The organism is Shinella sp. WSC3-e (genome assembly GCF_945994535.1).
In the GTDB taxonomy this organism is placed as follows: domain Bacteria; phylum Pseudomonadota; class Alphaproteobacteria; order Rhizobiales; family Rhizobiaceae; genus Shinella; species Shinella yambaruensis.
Genome location: NZ_OZ000530.1, coordinates 1,500,912 through 1,516,088 on the forward strand (window position 1 = coordinate 1,500,912; position 15,177 = coordinate 1,516,088).

The 15,177-nt window shown below is 68.1% G+C and carries 15 protein-coding genes; 7 read left to right on the forward strand and 8 right to left on the reverse strand.

Features of this window, described 5'->3' with window-relative positions; all coding sequences use genetic code 11:
• The first annotated feature begins 73 nt into the window (after window positions 1–73).
• The 3 genes from AABF56_RS07615 to AABF56_RS07625 all read left to right on the forward strand — a co-directional run bounded on the left by AABF56_RS07615 (window position 74) and on the right by AABF56_RS07625 (window position 3,476).
• Window positions 74–1,363, forward strand: a complete 1,290-nt coding sequence (locus tag AABF56_RS07615) for a M23 family metallopeptidase (protein WP_272805472.1) — start codon at window positions 74–76, stop codon at window positions 1,361–1,363.
• 193 nt (window positions 1,364–1,556) lie between these two features.
• Window positions 1,557–3,056, forward strand: coding sequence for a DEAD/DEAH box helicase (locus AABF56_RS07620; protein WP_244765459.1), 1,500 nt, complete (start codon window positions 1,557–1,559; stop codon window positions 3,054–3,056).
• A 9-nt stretch (window positions 3,057–3,065) separates the two neighbouring features.
• Entirely contained in the window at window positions 3,066–3,476 is a 411-nt protein-coding gene (locus AABF56_RS07625; RefSeq protein ID WP_272805473.1) for an NUDIX domain-containing protein, read from the forward strand.
• Here the strand turns inward: AABF56_RS07625 and AABF56_RS07630 are convergent, their stop codons facing one another.
• The 8 genes from AABF56_RS07630 to AABF56_RS07665 all read right to left on the reverse strand — a co-directional run bounded on the left by AABF56_RS07630 (window position 3,477) and on the right by AABF56_RS07665 (window position 11,446).
• Window positions 3,477–5,693: a TonB-dependent receptor domain-containing protein gene (locus tag AABF56_RS07630; protein WP_272805474.1), complete on the reverse strand. Its 2,217-nt coding sequence runs from the start codon at window positions 5,691–5,693 to the stop codon at window positions 3,477–3,479.
• Between the two features lie 108 nt (window positions 5,694–5,801).
• On the reverse strand, window positions 5,802–6,119 hold the full coding sequence (locus AABF56_RS07635; protein ID WP_272805475.1) for a TfoX/Sxy family protein: 318 nt from the start codon (window positions 6,117–6,119) through the stop codon (window positions 5,802–5,804).
• A 3-nt stretch (window positions 6,120–6,122) separates the two neighbouring features.
• Complete coding sequence (locus tag AABF56_RS07640; protein ID WP_272805476.1) at window positions 6,123–7,733, reverse strand: molybdopterin-binding/glycosyltransferase family 2 protein; 1,611 nt, start codon at window positions 7,731–7,733, stop codon at window positions 6,123–6,125.
• Window positions 7,730–8,428 carry an XdhC family protein gene (locus AABF56_RS07645; protein ID WP_272805477.1) on the reverse strand — a complete coding sequence of 233 codons (699 nt, stop codon included), beginning with the start codon at window positions 8,426–8,428 and terminating at the stop codon, window positions 7,730–7,732. Before AABF56_RS07645 ends, AABF56_RS07640 begins: the two co-directional genes overlap by 4 nt.
• Window positions 8,428–8,754, reverse strand: coding sequence for an XdhC family protein (locus AABF56_RS07650; RefSeq protein ID WP_272805478.1), 327 nt, complete (start codon window positions 8,752–8,754; stop codon window positions 8,428–8,430). The genes AABF56_RS07645 and AABF56_RS07650 overlap by 1 nt, the downstream gene beginning before the upstream one ends.
• 10 nt (window positions 8,755–8,764) lie before the next feature.
• Complete coding sequence (locus AABF56_RS07655) at window positions 8,765–10,006, reverse strand: vWA domain-containing protein (RefSeq protein WP_272805479.1); 1,242 nt, start codon at window positions 10,004–10,006, stop codon at window positions 8,765–8,767.
• 3 nt (window positions 10,007–10,009) lie between these two features.
• Window positions 10,010–10,885 (reverse strand): AAA family ATPase, encoded by an 876-nt coding sequence (locus tag AABF56_RS07660; protein ID WP_272807461.1) that lies wholly within the window; start codon window positions 10,883–10,885, stop codon window positions 10,010–10,012.
• A 78-nt stretch (window positions 10,886–10,963) separates the two neighbouring features.
• Window positions 10,964–11,446: a flavin reductase family protein gene (locus tag AABF56_RS07665; protein ID WP_244765988.1), complete on the reverse strand. Its 483-nt coding sequence runs from the start codon at window positions 11,444–11,446 to the stop codon at window positions 10,964–10,966.
• 187 nt (window positions 11,447–11,633) lie between these two features.
• Between AABF56_RS07665 and AABF56_RS07670 the strand changes: the two genes are divergently transcribed.
• From AABF56_RS07670 to AABF56_RS07685, 4 genes are all read left to right on the forward strand, one after another.
• Window positions 11,634–12,698 carry an ABC transporter substrate-binding protein gene (locus AABF56_RS07670; RefSeq protein WP_244765452.1) on the forward strand — a complete coding sequence of 355 codons (1,065 nt, stop codon included), beginning with the start codon at window positions 11,634–11,636 and terminating at the stop codon, window positions 12,696–12,698.
• Entirely contained in the window at window positions 12,695–13,699 is a 1,005-nt protein-coding gene (locus tag AABF56_RS07675) for a P1 family peptidase (RefSeq protein WP_272805480.1), read from the forward strand. Before AABF56_RS07670 ends, AABF56_RS07675 begins: the two co-directional genes overlap by 4 nt.
• Before the next feature lie 68 nt (window positions 13,700–13,767).
• Entirely contained in the window at window positions 13,768–14,445 is a 678-nt protein-coding gene (rpe, locus tag AABF56_RS07680; RefSeq protein WP_272805481.1) for a ribulose-phosphate 3-epimerase, read from the forward strand.
• Between the two features lie 2 nt (window positions 14,446–14,447).
• A complete protein-coding gene (locus tag AABF56_RS07685) occupies window positions 14,448–15,176 on the forward strand; it encodes a DUF2259 domain-containing protein (RefSeq protein ID WP_272807462.1) in 729 nt (242 codons plus the stop codon).
• Window position 15,177 lies beyond the last annotated feature (1 nt).

A 15,177-nucleotide genomic window follows, 5' to 3' on the forward strand; every position in this document is an offset into this window, starting at 1 on the left:
CCGGGAAAGGCTTTGTTAACCCTAACAATGTGTAATTTCCCGCACGAGACCTTGAGAATCGGTCGGGGAGTAGATGGTGGCGGAGCGTCCTGAAAACCGCGTCTTCGGAAAGCGTGCGCAGCAGCATGTCGTGATCCTCGCGAGCGGCGACAAGATCCGCCACATGACCATCCGTCCCTGGATGGCCGCCGTCACCTTCTGCTTTGCCGGCATGTTCACCGTCGGCTATCTCGCCGCCACCTCCTATCTCGTGCTGCGCGACGACCTGATCGGCGCCACCATGGCACGCCAGGCCCGCATGCAGCACGACTACGAGGACCGTATCTCCGCGCTGCGGGCGCAGGTCGACCGCGTCACCAGCCGCCAGCTGCTCGACCAGCAGGTCGTCGAGGAGAAGGTCGAGAAGCTGATGCAGCAGCAGCTCGCCCTCTCCGCCCGCCACGGCAAGCTCGACGCGCTGCTGAACCGCGCGGAGAATGCCGGTGCCGAGGCGACCGGCACCGCGCCCCTGACCGATGGCACGCCTGTCGTCGACGGGCGCCGGGCCGATGCGGTGGGTGCCATCAACGCCATCATGGGCGCGACCGGCGGCGCACAGAAGAAGACGACGCAGCTTGCCTATGCTGCGACGAACGAATCGGTCGCCGATCGCGCCGACCGGCTCTTCTCCAAGGTCACGCTCTCGCTGAAGGACCTGGAACACGAGCAGATCGACCGCATCCAGACGCTGGCGGCCGGCGCCTCGGAGACCGCCGACGCGATCCAGACCATCCTGCGCCGCACCGGCTTCGATGTCACCGAAACGGCGGAGGGCGGCGATTCGGAAACGGCGATCGGCGGCCCGTTTGTCGAGCCGGTCGACGTCACCGATCCGTTCGAGGCCTCGATCAACGACCTCGACGTCGCATTGGACCGCCTCGACAATGCCCGCCGCACGGCGCGAAAGCTGCCCTTCGGCAACCCCGCGCCCGCCAGCAGCATCACGAGCCGTTTCGGCAACCGCACCGATCCGTTCCTCGGCCGTCTCGCGCTGCATGCCGGCATCGATTTTCGCGCCCGCACCGGCACGGAGATCGGCGCAACCGGCGCGGGCACGGTCGTCGTGGCCGGGCGCAACGGCGGATACGGCAACATGGTGGAAATCGACCACGGCAACGGCCTGACGACGCGCTATGCCCACCTTTCCCGCGTGCTCGTCAGGGTCGGCGACCATGTGGAAGCCTCCACCCCGATCGGGCTTTCCGGCACGACGGGCCGCTCCACGGGCCCGCATCTGCACTATGAAGTGCGCCGCGACGGCAAGGCGCTCGACCCCATGCGTTTCCTCACCGCCGGCATGAAGCTGACGACCTATATGGATTGACGTAAGGCAAGGCGATACGCCTTGGTATGACAAAAATATCCGCCATCGGCTTCAAATCTCTCGCGGATTTACCAAATTCGCTGATTTCCTTGACTTTCCGGCACTTTCGGCATATTTGCGCTGCATCCTTGCGGCGATAGGGCCGCTGAACCTCATTGCGTTCGTAAGAACCGGAACGGAAACTGTTTTCCCTTTGACCACTTTTGCTGATCTTGGCCTGAGCCCGAAAGTCCTGTCCGCCGTCACCGACGCGGGATACACGATCCCGACCCCGATCCAGGCGGGCGCCATTCCGCCGGCCCTTGCACGGCGCGACATTCTCGGCATCGCCCAGACGGGCACCGGCAAGACCGCCTCCTTCGTTCTGCCGATGCTGACGCTGCTCGAAAAGGGCCGTGCCCGCGCCCGCATGCCGCGCACGCTCATCTTGGAGCCGACGCGCGAGCTTGCCGCCCAGGTTGCCGAGAACTTCGAGAAATACGGCAAGAACCACAAGCTGAACGTCGCCCTCCTCATCGGCGGCGTCTCCTTCGACGAGCAGGACCGCAAGCTGGAGCGCGGCGCGGACGTGCTGATCTGCACCCCCGGCCGCCTGCTCGACCATTGCGAGCGCGGCAAGCTCTTGATGACCGGCGTCGAGATCCTCGTCATCGACGAAGCCGACCGCATGCTCGACATGGGCTTCATCCCGGATATCGAGCGCATCGCCAAGCTCATTCCCTTCACGCGCCAGACGCTGTTCTTCTCGGCCACCATGCCGCCGGAGATCCAGAAGCTGGCCGACCGCTTCCTGCAGAACCCGGAGCGCGTCGAGGTGGCACCGCCCTCCTCCACGGCCAAGACCGTGACGCAGCGCCTCGTCGCCACCCACGGCAAGGACTACGAGAAGCGCGCCACGCTGCGCGATCTCATCCGCGCCCAGGACGATCTCAAGAACGCGATCATCTTCTGCAACCGCAAGGTCGACGTGGCGGACCTCTTCCGCTCGCTCGATCGCCATGGCTTCTCCGTCGGCGCGCTGCACGGCGACATGGACCAGCGGGCCCGCACGACGATGCTGGCCAATTTCAAGGAAAACAAGCTCACGCTGCTCGTGGCGTCCGACGTCGCGGCCCGCGGCCTCGACATTCCGGATGTGAGCCACGTCTTCAACTTCGACGTCCCGATTCATGCCGAGGACTATGTCCACCGCATCGGCCGCACCGGCCGTGCCGGCCGCTCGGGCGCCGCCTTCACCCTGGTATCCAAGCGCGACGGGAAGTTCCTCGACGCCATCGAAAAGCTGATCGATCAGAAGATCGAATGGCTGAGCGGCGGCATCGAAGACCTGCCGCCGCAGGCCGAGAGCGAGGAGCGCGAGCGTCCCCGCGGCGGCCGCGATCGGGGCGGTCGTGACCGCGACCGCGATCGTTCCCGTGGCCGCAAGGGTGAACCCCGCGCGACCGAAACGCGCATCGAGACCAGCGAGAGTGAAGAGAAGGTGGAAGCCGTGAAAGCTGAACGCAAGGCGGAAGGGCGGCCGCAGAATCCCGCTCGCAATCCGCGTGCCGCAAACCATAGCGCGCCGCGTCCGGCCAATGACGACAGCCGCGATCGCCGCAGCCGTTACCGCCGCGACGAGGACGACGGCCCGACGCCGCTCGGTTTCGGCGACGAGGTTCCGGCCTTCATGCTGATCGCCGGCAAGGCCTGATCTCCCCGAATGTCCATTCCAGGCATCGATGTGCCAGGCCTCGGTTGCGGCCTGGCGATTTTGCGTGAGGGCAGGCTCCTGCTCTACCGGCGCCTGCGCGCGCCGGAGGCGGGTGCGTGGAACATCGTCGGCGGCAAGATCGACCACATGGAGCGCGCCGTGGATTCCGCCCGCCGGGAGGCGGAGGAGGAATCCGGGCTGACCATCGGCGCCGTCGATTTTCTCTGCGTTTCCGAACAGATCATCGCGGACGAACGCCAGCACTGGCTGTCGCTCATCTATGTGACGGAGGATTTCTCCGGCGAGCCGCGCGTCATGGAGCCGGAAAAGCTGCCGGAATTCGGCTGGTTCGCGCTCGATGCCCTGCCCGCGCCGCTCTCTCGCTTTGCCGCCGATGCGGTGAAAGCCTTGCGGAAATGATCAGAACCGGGCCGTCGCGCCGATGATGAAGGTGCGGCCGCGGCCGTTCTTGACGCCGCCGTAATTGTCCATCAGGCCGGAATTCGCCTTCATGTAGGTCGTGTCGAAGACATTCTCGACATTGAAGAAGATCTTGGCGTTCTCGTTGATCTGCCAGGAGGCATGCGCGTCGAACAGCGTATAGGCGTCGACGTCGAAGGCCATGCTCTGGTTGATATAGGCCTGCTTGCTCTTGCCGACATAGCGCATCCGGCCGCCGACCGTGAGCGTTTCCTCCAGGAAGCGCATGCCGGCGTCGATCGTCAGGAAGTCGTCCGGCAGCCGCCCCGTGTCGCTGCCGACGCCGGCGGCGGCGCCCTCCGGCTGCTTGGTGTCGGCAAGCGTCAGCGAGAAGCCGGCATAGTAGCGGCCGGCATCGTAGCCGCCCTCCACTTCCAGCCCCTTCATCACCGTCGTGCCATCCACGTTGACCCAGCGCGCGGCACCGTCCGTGTCGATGTCGTAGGTGATGTAGTCGCGGATGCGGTTGTGGAAGTAGCCGACCTTCAGCCAGGCGGAATCGCCCGGCGTCAGGAGGTCGTCCGCCGTCATGTTGACGCCGAGCTCCCAGCCGCGGCTCTTTTCCGGCACGAGGTTGGGATTGTTGTTGATCGGGTCTGAGGAGCCGTCGAAGCTGTGGCCGCCGGGATAGAACATCTCGGCCGCCGTCGGCGGACGGGCGGTATGGGCATAGGTCACATAGGGCTGCAGCCATTCGAGCGGGCGCGCCGAGAGGGTGACCTTCGGGTTGAGGTCGCCGCCGTCGCGCGACAGCGTCTCCATCGGGCACGGATCGCCGCCGGCGGCACAGCCGTTCGTGCCCGGCGCGTCGTAGCCGCTGATGCCTTCGAGCGACCAGTAGTCGTAGCGCAGGCCTCCGGTCAGGTCGAAGATGCCGTGCGAGATCGTCGCCTCGCTGAAGACGCCCGCCTTCACCAGCGTCCCGTCCGGATTGGCGCCGCGCTTGGCATTGCCCTCGTAGCGGTCGCGGCTGTAGGCGCCGCCATAGGTGAGCTTCAGCTCCGTTTCCTCGCCGAGATCGAAGCGCATGCGGTTGGAGATGTCGAAGCCGGTCGTCGTGTTGGTGCCCTTGCGGCCGTCGAACGTGCTGACATTGCCGTTGGTGCCGTCGAATTCGAGATCGGTGATGTTGAGATAGGCGTTGATCGAGAGGTCGATCAGGTCGCTGCCGGGCTGGTAGCTGTATTTCGCCGTATAGGTCTGGTTCTCGACGATCCAGTTGTAGCCGGAGCTTCCCGGCAGGAACTCGTTGCCGTACCAGACGCCGCCGAGCGACAGCTTGTGATCGGAATTCGGCGCCAGGTTGACCTTGAAGAGGCCCGATTTCGGGTGCTGGTCGCCGGCATTCGGGTAGAGAATGCCCGAGCCGTTCTCGTAGGGGCTCTTCTTCGTGTCGCTGAGCGCGCCGACGATGCCGATCTCGCCCTCGCCCATCTCGGTACGCACGGCGCCGCTGAGAAGGCGCGAATAGTCGAAGCCGTTGGTGCCGGCGCGCACCGAGGTCATCACGCCGTAGTCCCTTCCGGGCAGCAGCACGTCGTCGACGTCGAGCGTGCGGAAATTGGCCGCGCCCGCCAGCGTGCCCATGCCCTCGGCACCCGAGACGGCGCCGCGCGTCACGTCGACGCCGACCAGCATGTTCTGCTCGACATAGAGCAGGCTGTCGAAGGTGCCGCCATGGCCGGACAGGTTGCTGAAGGTCTGCGGCACGCCGTCGATCATGCTGTTGACGCGGCCCATGCCCTGCATGCCGCGGATATTGACGGTGATGCCCGGCTGGTCCGCCGGCTCGCGCGTGAACGTGCCGGGTGCGGAGCGCAGGACCTGCATCACGTCGCCGGCATAGCGGTCCTGGATCTTCTCGCGGTCGGCGGTCGAGACGCCGGCCGGAACGTCGACGATGCCGTCGCCATTGCCGTCGCCTTCCACGTTGATCTGCTGGAGGTCGGTCGCCGTCACGTCCTGCGCGGCGGCAGGGCCAGCGGCCGCCAGCAGCGCCAGAGCAATTCCGGCAAAAGTGCAAAGCGGTTTTGCGTCCGGGATCGCAGCGAAGCAGAAGTTTGGAGCGGTTTTGCGACTGGGAGAGAAGCGGAAACGCTCCAACGCCATGGCCGTGCCCGCAAGAAGCGTCGACGCGTGGAAACGAACCTTTTTCATGGAGACCTCACCGCACTCTGCCCGCGCAATTTTGACGCGCGGACCGTCCGGTAATGGACAACATGACAATATAAGTCAAGTTTGAATGCGGTGTTTTCCGGGCGGCGGTTATTTCGCCCGCAGCGCCGCCTCGTAGGCCCGGCGCACCCAGAGCGCCATGAGGTCGGGATCGTCGAAGGCCTCGTCCGGAATGGACCAGTAGGGCATCTTCACCGGCCTGCCGCTCTTGCCGTCATAGAGCCATTGCCGGCAGCCGGCGGCCGCGAAATCCGGAGCGCTGACCGCGTCGGCCTTGAGCAGGATCTCGTCATAGACTTCCAGCGCCAGGATGCGGCCCTGGTGGTAGATGCCCTTGCCGCCGAACATGCGCTTGATCGTCACCGGTCCCAGCGCCTGGAACATCTCCTCGATCGCGTCCCGATCCATGCCCTACCCTTTCAGAACCCCGCCCGCGGCCAGCACCGCCTCCGGCGTATCGACATCGACATGCGCCGCCGCGCCGATCTCCACGTCGACGACGTCGAGCCCGGCGCTCTCGACGATATGGCGCGCGCCGACATCGCCTTCAAGCTGCAGGATCGCGGCAAAGGTGGTGCGCGGCAGCACGACGGGATTGCCGCGCTTTCCGCCGGAGACGGCCCGCACGATGGCATGGCCGCCGGCCGCGGCAAAGGCGTCGAGCAGCCGGCGCACGTCCTCGCCGGTGACATGCGGCATGTCGGCCAGCATGACGACGACCCCGTCGCAGCCCGGACCGAGCGCGGCGACGCCCGCCCGCAGCGAGGTCGACATGCCCTGCGCGTGATCGGGATTGCGCACGAGATCGACCCTGAGGCCGGAAAGCTCCGCCTCCACCTCTTCCGCCCGATGTCCCGTCACCACCAGCACGCGCGCCGGCCGGGCTGCCAGCGCGGCCTCCGTCGAACGGCGGACGAGCGCCTTGCCGTCGAAGGCGGCGAGCAGCTTGTGGCGGCCGTTCATGCGGCTGGCGCGGCCGGCGGCGAGCACCAGCGCAGCGACGGAGAGCGGCCGTTCCGCCGCGCGGGTATCGCGTGGCTGCGGCCGGCTCGGGATTTCGGCGAGAAGGCCGCCGACGCCCATGCCGGTGATCTCGGCGGGGCCCGGCGTTTCCCCGGCGAGGATGCGGGCGAGGATCCAGTCGAAACCGTTTTCCTTCGGGCTGCGCGCGCAACCGGGCGCGCCGATGACCGGCACCGCGCCCACGCGGCCGAGGACCAGCAGGTTGCCGGGATCGACCGGCATGCCGACATGCTCGACCACGCCGCCGGCAGCCCGGATGGCTGCGGGGATGACGTCGTTGCCGTCGGTGACGGCGGAAGCACCGAAGACGAGCACGAGGTCGTTGTCGGCCGCAGCCATACGGATCGCCTCCGCGACGCCGGCCGCCTGATGCGGCACCCGCACCTCGCCGGTAAGGCGGCTGCCGGAAGGATGCAGGCGCTGTTCGAGCAGCCGGCGCGTCTTGTCCATCACGGAGGGTTTCAGCGTCGGCAGTTCCGTCGCGACGAGCCCGACGCGGCGGGGCGCGAACGGCTTGACTTCCAGCGCCCGGCTGGAGGCCAGCACCGCCGCCGCCTTGCGCGCGAGATCGCCGGCCACCGCCAGCGGAATGATCTTGATCGTCGCCACCATGTCGCCGGCCGTCACGCTGGCATGGTCCGGCAGGGTGGCGATGGTGATGGCCGGATCGACCCGGTTGAACCGGTCGACGGCCGCCCGGTCGGCAACGAAGAGCCCGTTGGCGGCGGCATGGAGATTGATGCGGCCGGTCGCGGGCGGGGTGAAGGTCAGGTGGTCCGGCGGGATCGCCCCGGCGATCAGCGCCGCCGCCGCGTCCTCGTCGAGATCGCCGGCTTCGAGGCGCACGGCGATGACGGTCGCGATGCCGGCGGCAAGCAGCCCGTCGCAGTCCGCCTGCGTCAACACATGCCCCTTGTGCAGCGACAGGCCCGCCACGCGCACGCCATGCGCCAGCCGCGCGCCCAGCGCCCCGGACACCGGAACCTCCCCGAAGATCATGGTCCGGCCCCGAGGAGGGGGCGCCGGCGCAGATGCGCCACGATGTCGGCCAGGATGGCGACGGCGATCTCCGCCGGGCTCGCAGCGCCGATATCGAGGCCGATGGGTGCCGAGATGCGGGCGATCTCCGCCGCGCCGTGCCCCAGCGCCGTCAGGCGCTCGACACGCTTGGCATGGGTCTTCCGGCTGCCGAGCGCGCCGACATAGAAACAGCCGGTGGTGAGCGCCTGCGACAGCGGAAAATCGTCGATCTTCGGATCGTGCGTGACGGCGACGAGGGCGGTATAGGCATCGAGCGGCCGCGCCTTCAGCACATCCTCCGGCCAGTCGGCGACAAGGTCGATGCCGGCAAAGCGCTCTTCCGTGGCAAAGGCGGTGCGCGGGTCGATGATGGTGATGTCGAAGCCGGCGACGCCCGCCATCCGCGCCAGCGCCTGGCTGATATGGACCGCGCCGATGGCCACGATGCGGGCGGGCGGCAGGTGGACATTGAGGAAGAATTTTCGATCCTCGACCTCCACAAGGCCGGACCGGCCCGAGCGGAAGGCGCGCGCGATCGCCTCGCCGAGCGGGCCGGCGACCGGATCGCCCTCGCGGATCACCCGGTCGCGCCCGTCGCCGAGATCGGTCAGGTGGATGACGGCGCGGCGGGCGGCGCGCTCCGTGTTCAGCTTGCGCAGCAGATAGGGATCCATCAGCCGACGCGCTCCACATAGACCCGGATGCGCCCGCCGCAGGACAGGCCGACGCGCCAGGCGGTCTCGTCGGCGATGCCGAATTCCAGCAGCCGCGGCTCGCCGTCCGCAATCACCTCCATCGCCTCGCCGATGACGGCGCCCTCGACGCAGCCGCCGGAAACCGAGCCGTGGAAATTGCCCGCGCCGTCGATCACCAGATGGCTGCCGACGGGGCGCGGCGCCGAGCCCCAGGTCTCGATGACGGTGGCGAGCGCCACCATGCGCCCGTCGTCCATCCAGCGTTCCGCGATGGCCAGCGGATCGAACACGTCGTTGGTCTCCATTCTCCCCTCCTCATGCCGCCGGCAGGAAACGCCGCGGATCGCCGGTGCCGCGCGGCGCCGCGCCGGAAAGCGCCGCCACCAGGTCGGCCATGGCCTCCAGGTTGTGCACTGGCCGCAATTCGTCGACATGCGGCAGCATCGCCCGAACCCCGCGCGCCCGCGCCTCGAACCCTTCGAAACGCAGCAGCGGATTGAGCCAGACGAGCCGCCGGCACGAGCGGTGCAGCCGGTCCATCTCCCTTTCCAGGAGGTCGATGCCCTCGCGCTCCAGCCCGTCGGTGATGAGCAGCACGACGGCGCCCTGCCCCAGCACGCGGCGCGACCAGAGCCGGTTGAATTCCTTCAGCGTCTCGCCGATGCGCGTGCCGCCGGACCAGTCGCTGACCGACTGGCTGCACGCCTCCACCGCGATATCGGGATCACGGTGGCGCATCTGGCGCGTGACATTGCTGAGCCGCGTGCCGAACAGGAAGGCGTGCAGGCGGCGGCGGTGCTCGCCGAGCGCATGCAGGAAATGCAGGAAGATGCGCGTGTACTGGCTCATCGAGCCGGAAATGTCGGCCAGCACCACGAGCGGCGGATGCACCGTCTTCGGCTCCCGGTGGCGCGGCAGGATCAGCGCGCCGCCGGTGCGCATGGCATGGCGCATCGTGGCGCGCGCGTCGATCGCCACCGGCCGGGTGGAGCGGCGGAAGCGGCGCGTGCGCACCTCGTCGAGAGGCAGCACGAGGCCGGCGATGGCGCGTTTGGCGGCGTCAAGCTCGGCCGCGGACATCTGCGCGAAATCGGTCTTGCGCAGCACCTCGCTGCCGGAGGCGGTGAACCGGGCATCGACCTCGATGTCGGGCTCGTCGCGCAGGCGCCGCTCGTCCTGCCGGCCGCCGAACAGTGCATCGGAGACGCGCGTCTCGCCCGCCTTGCGTTTTTCCCGCTCTTCCTCGCGCCGCACCACCGGCGACATCAGCGCGATCATCTTGCCGACGAGATCGCGCGAGCGCCAGAACAGCCGGAACGCCTCGTCGAAGACAGCGTCGTCCTCGTGCCGCTTGACCAGCGTCGCATGCAGCGCCGTATAGAATTCCTCGCGCTCGCCGATGCCGATCGCCCGCACCGCCTCGATGGCATCCGTCACCGCCGCCGGCCCGATGCGCAGGCCCGCCTTGCGCAGCACGCGGGCGAAGAACACGATATTGTCGGCAAGCCGCCCTTCGAGGGCCGCGCCCGCCGGGCCATTGTCCGCCGCCGCCGTCATCGCTCAGCCCGCCGCCGCCAGGTCGGCCTTCACGCCATCCAGCAGCCTGCGCCCTTCCGCGCCCTCGATGCGGGCAATGTCGTCCTGGTACTTGAGCAGCGTCCCGAGCGTGTCGGACACGGTTTCCGGGTCGAGCGCGACGCGGTCGAGCTCGGTGAGCGCGCTCGCCCAGTCGATGGTTTCGGCGACGCCCGGATTCTTGAAGAGATCGAGCCCGCGCAGCTTCTGCACATAGGCGACGACCTCGCGCGAGAGCGCCGCGTTGCAGCCCGGCACCTTGCGGCGGATGATCTCCAGCTCCTGCGCGGCGGCAGGATAGTCGACCCAGTGGTAAAGACAGCGGCGCTTCAGCGCGTCGTGCACCTCGCGGGTGCGGTTCGTCGTGATGATGACGATGGGCGGCTCGGCGGCGCGGATGGTGCCGAGTTCCGGCACCGTCACCTGGAAATCGGACAGCACTTCGAGGAGGAAGGCCTCGAAGGCTTCGTCGGCGCGGTCCAGTTCGTCGATCAGGAAGACCGGCGCCCGGCCGTCCGGCGAGGACAGCGCCTGCAGCACGGGGCGGCGGATGAGATAGCGCTCGGAGAAGATATCGGCCTCGATGCGGCCGCGATCCGTGGTTCCGGCGGCCTCGGCAAGGCGGATCTCCAGCATCTGCGCCGGATAGTTCCACTCATAGACCGCCGAGGAGATGTCGAGGCCCTCGTAGCATTGCAGGCGGATCAGCGGGCGGTCGAGCGCGGCGGCGAGCACCTTGGCGATCTCCGTCTTGCCGACGCCGGCCTCGCCCTCCAGGAAGAGCGGCCGCTTCATGCGCAGCGCGAGGAACAGGACGGTCGCCAGCGACCTTCCGGCGAGATAGTTGCCCGCCGCCAGCATGTCCACGGTTTCGTCGATGGATTGCGGTCTGTTTCCGCGTTGATAGGCCACGCCATTCCTCCGTCTGGAAGAACGAACTTATAGCGTGCGATAGCCCCGGTCCATATAGAGAAGGGCCTCCCCGGGCTCGCCGAAGGAGACGCCCATCACCTCGCCGATCAGCACCATGTGCGTCGCCATGACCTTGAGCTCGACAAGCCGGCAATCGAAGGCGGCCAGCGCGTCCTTCAGCACGGGCGCGCCGGTCACCAGCTCCTGCCAGTTGCCCATGGCGAAGCGCTGCTCGGACGTCAGCGCCGGGTCGCGTCCGGAAAAGGCGTTGGCAAGCTCGATCTGGCTGCCCGAGAGCGTGTTGAGCGCGAAATTGCCGCTCCTGGAGAAGATCGCGTTCTTCGGGTTGGAGGCGTTGACGCAGGCGAGCACCATGGCCGGATTGTCCGACACCGAGCAGGCGGCGGTGATCGTCACGCCGCGCCTTTCGCCCGCATGCGCCGTCGTCACGATCTGCACATGGCCGGCATAGCGGCTCATCGCATCACGGTAGAGCGACGGGTCCAGCATCAATCTGTCCAACACGGCATTCTCCTTCACCACAGGTGATACATGGCGAAAGTGAAGAAAAATGTAACCCCCGTTCTCGAATTTTCCTGTCCCGTCAGAGACAAGGCCGGGCTTTGCGTGGATATTTCTCTTTGACGCTGCCGGCCCGATCCTTACAAAGAGCGTCATCGCGATCGATGGATTGAGAATGAGAACCGCCTTCCTTGCCAGCCTGCTCGGCGCCTCGGTGCTTGCCGCCTCTTCCGCGGCCGCGGCCGGCCTCACCTTCGCCGTGGTCGCGCCGGCGGAAGGGCCGCTCGCCATCCTCGGCCAGCAGGTGCGCGACGGTGCCCGCTTCGCCGCGCAGGCGAACGGCGACACGGTGGTGGAAATTCCCGAGGCCTGCGACGAGAGCGACGGCGCGGCGATCGGCAAGGCGATCCTGGCGGCGGATGCCGTTGCCGCGGTCGGCTTCCTCTGCACGGAGGGGCTTGCGGCCGCCCTGCCCGCCCTTGCCGAGGCGAAGGTCCCCGCGATCACGCTTTCCGTGCGCTCGGGCATCCTCATGGAGGACGCGCTGAAGAAGAACTGGCCGCTCTTCCGCCTCGCCCCCGGCCCGAAGGCGGAGGCCGACAAGGCGGTCGAGGTCATCGTCCGGGACTGGAAGGCCGAGCCCTTCGCGCTCATCGACGACGGCACGATCCACGCCCGCGAGCTGGTCGAGACGATCCGCCTGCGGCTCGAGGAGGTCGGCATGAAGGCCGCCTTCGTCGATACCTATCGCCCGGCGCAGGAGCAGCAGCTCACCCTCGTGCGCCGCCTCGCCCAGACGGGCGTCACGCGCGTCTTCGTCGGCGGCGACCGGACGGATATGGCGGTGATCGCGCGCGATGCCAGGGCGGAGAAGGTGGCGCTGGCGCTCATCGGCGGCGAGGCCCTGATGGGCGCCGATCCGCTCGTGCCGATGACCGACGGCGTCGGGGCGATCGCGCTGCCGGACTACCAGGCCTTGCCGGAGGGCGAGGCCGTCGCGGCGGCGATGAAGGAACGGGGTATCGTCGCGGAAGGCTATGTGCTGCCGGCCCATGCGGCCGTCACCGTCCTTGCGACGGCGGCAAGCCGTGGCGGCGATCTTGCGGCGGCGCTTTCCGGTACGCCCTTCGCAACGGCGATCGGCACCGTCGCCTTCGGGGCCGACCACGAACTTACCGAAAATCCCTATCGCCTGCTCGTCTGGCGCGCCGGCGCCTTCGTGCCGGCGGAGGGAGAATGATGCGGCCCGGCCCGAAGAACCGCCTGACGGATGTCGCCGGGCTCACGGTCGGCAACGCCACGGATCATCTGATCCGCTCCGGCGTCACCGTCGTCCTCTGCGAGGAGCCGGCGACGGCCGCCGTGCAGGTGCTGGGCGGCGCGCCCGGCACGCGCGAGACCGATCTCCTTGAACCGCACAACACGGTCGAGACCGTCGATGCGCTGGTGCTGTCCGGCGGCTCGGCCTTCGGGCTCGATGCGGCATCGGGGGTGCAGGCGGGCCTCCGCGAACGGGGGCGCGGCTTTGCCGTCGGCCCGCACCGCGTGCCGATCGTGCCGGCCGCCATCCTCTTCGACCTGATGAACGGCGGTGCCAAGGACTGGGGCCGCTACCCGCCCTATCGCGAGCTCGGCCATGCGGCGCTTGCCGGGGCGGCGGCGGATTTTGCCACCGGCAGCGTCGGTGCCGGCACCGGCGCGCTGACGGCGACCTGCAAGGGCGGGCTCGGCACCGCCTCCAGCGTGGTCGAGGGCGGCTTCACGGTCGGCGCGCTGGCGGCCGTCAATGCGCTCGGCTCCGCCACCATCGGCGACACCCGGCATTTCTGGGCGGCGCCGTTCGAGGAGGCGGACGAATTCGGCGGCCTCGGCCTGCCCTTCCCGTTCCCGCCCGAGGCCCGCACGCCGCGCACGAAACTGTCGCTCCGGCCGAGCGGCACGGAGAACACGACGATCGCCGTCATCGCCACCGACGCCGTCCTCACCAAGGCCGAGGCCAAGCGGCTGGCGATCGCCGCCCATGACGGCTTCGCCCGCGCCCTCTGGCCGGCCCATACGCCGCTCGACGGCGACCTCGTCTTCGCGCTTTCGACCGGCGGGAGCGGCCGCCGGCCGGCGCCGGAGGACTTCATCACGCTCTGCGCCGCCGCCGCCGCCACCATGGCCCGCGCCATCGCCCGCGGCGTGCACGATGCGACGCCAATGCCCGGCGATGTCCTGCCGGCGTGGGCGCTGCGCTGATTCGGCCGTTGTCCGCCTTTGCCGGGAATGGTATGGCGACGCCAAATTCCTTCCTCACGGAGCCTGACATGACCCTTCCCATCCGGATCGCGCCCTCCATCCTCGCCGCCGACTATGCGAAACTCGGTCAGGAAGTGCGCGACGTCGTTTCGGCCGGGGCGGACTGGGTCCATCTCGACATCATGGACGGCCATTTCGTGCCGAACATCTCCTTCGGCCCCGACGTCATCAAGGCGCTGCGCCCGCACACCGATGCCTTCTTCGACTGCCACCTGATGATCGCGCCTGCCGATCCCTATCTCGAAGCCTTCGCGAAGGCCGGCTGCGACGGCATCACCGTGCATGCCGAGGCCGGCCCGCATCTCGATCGCTCGCTGCAGGCGATCCGCGCGCTCGGCAAGCGCGCGGGCGTGTCGATCAACCCCGCCACCTCGGAAAGCGTGCTGGACTACTTGCTCGACAAGATCGACCTCATCCTCGTCATGACGGTCAATCCCGGCTTCGGCGGCCAGAAGTTCATTCCCGCCATGCAGGAGAAGCTGCGCCGCGTGCGCAAGATGGTCGGCGACCGGCCGATCGACATTGAGGTCGACGGCGGCATCGCGGTCGATACGATCGCCCTGCCCGCCGCCGCCGGTGCCAATGTCTTCGTCGCGGGCTCGGCGATCTTCGGCGACGGTCATGTTGACGCCTACCGCAAAACCATCGACACTCTGCGCAGCAATGCGGAGGGGGCGCGGGCGTGACGATGTTCCGGAAGGCGGCGAGCGCCCTTGCGGCATGCCTGCTGGCGGCGAGCGCGGCCACGGCCGGCGATTTCTCCACCTTCCAGTCGCTCGGCTTCTCGCCGGACGGCAAGGTCTACGCCTTCGAGGAATTCGGCGTCCAGGACGGCTCGGGCTTTCCCTATTCCAACGTCTTTTTCATCGACACGGAAAAGGACACCTATCTCCCGGGCACGCCGATCCGCGTGCGCATCGACGACGAGACGGCGGATGTCGCCCAGGCGCGCGCGCAAAGCCGCGACAAGGCCGGGGCGCTGATCGAGACGCACAAGGTACTCTCCCATCCCGGCGTGATGGCCGCGTTCAACCCGATGGGCGAGGTCGGCGCCGACAGGAGCCGTATCGAATATCTGCAACACGCCATCGAACCGACGCCGGGCGGCAGCTTCGCCCTCGCGCTCGAGGAAATCCCGCTCGCGCTCTCCGAGAAGTGCCGCGACATCACGCCGGAGGGTGGCAAGGGGTTCCGCCTGAAACTCGTCAGGCGCGACGGCGAAGCGGCCGACACGGTGGTGCACGAGGATGCGCGCGTGCCCGACAGCCGCGCCTGCCCGCTTTCCTACCAGCTTTCCGGCGCACTCACCTTCAATCCGATCGACGGCGACCCGGTCCATGTCGCGCTCGTCCTGGTGCGCAGCTTCGGCTTCGAGGGCAGCGACGGTCGCTGGATCGCCGTGCCCTTCCGGCCCTGAC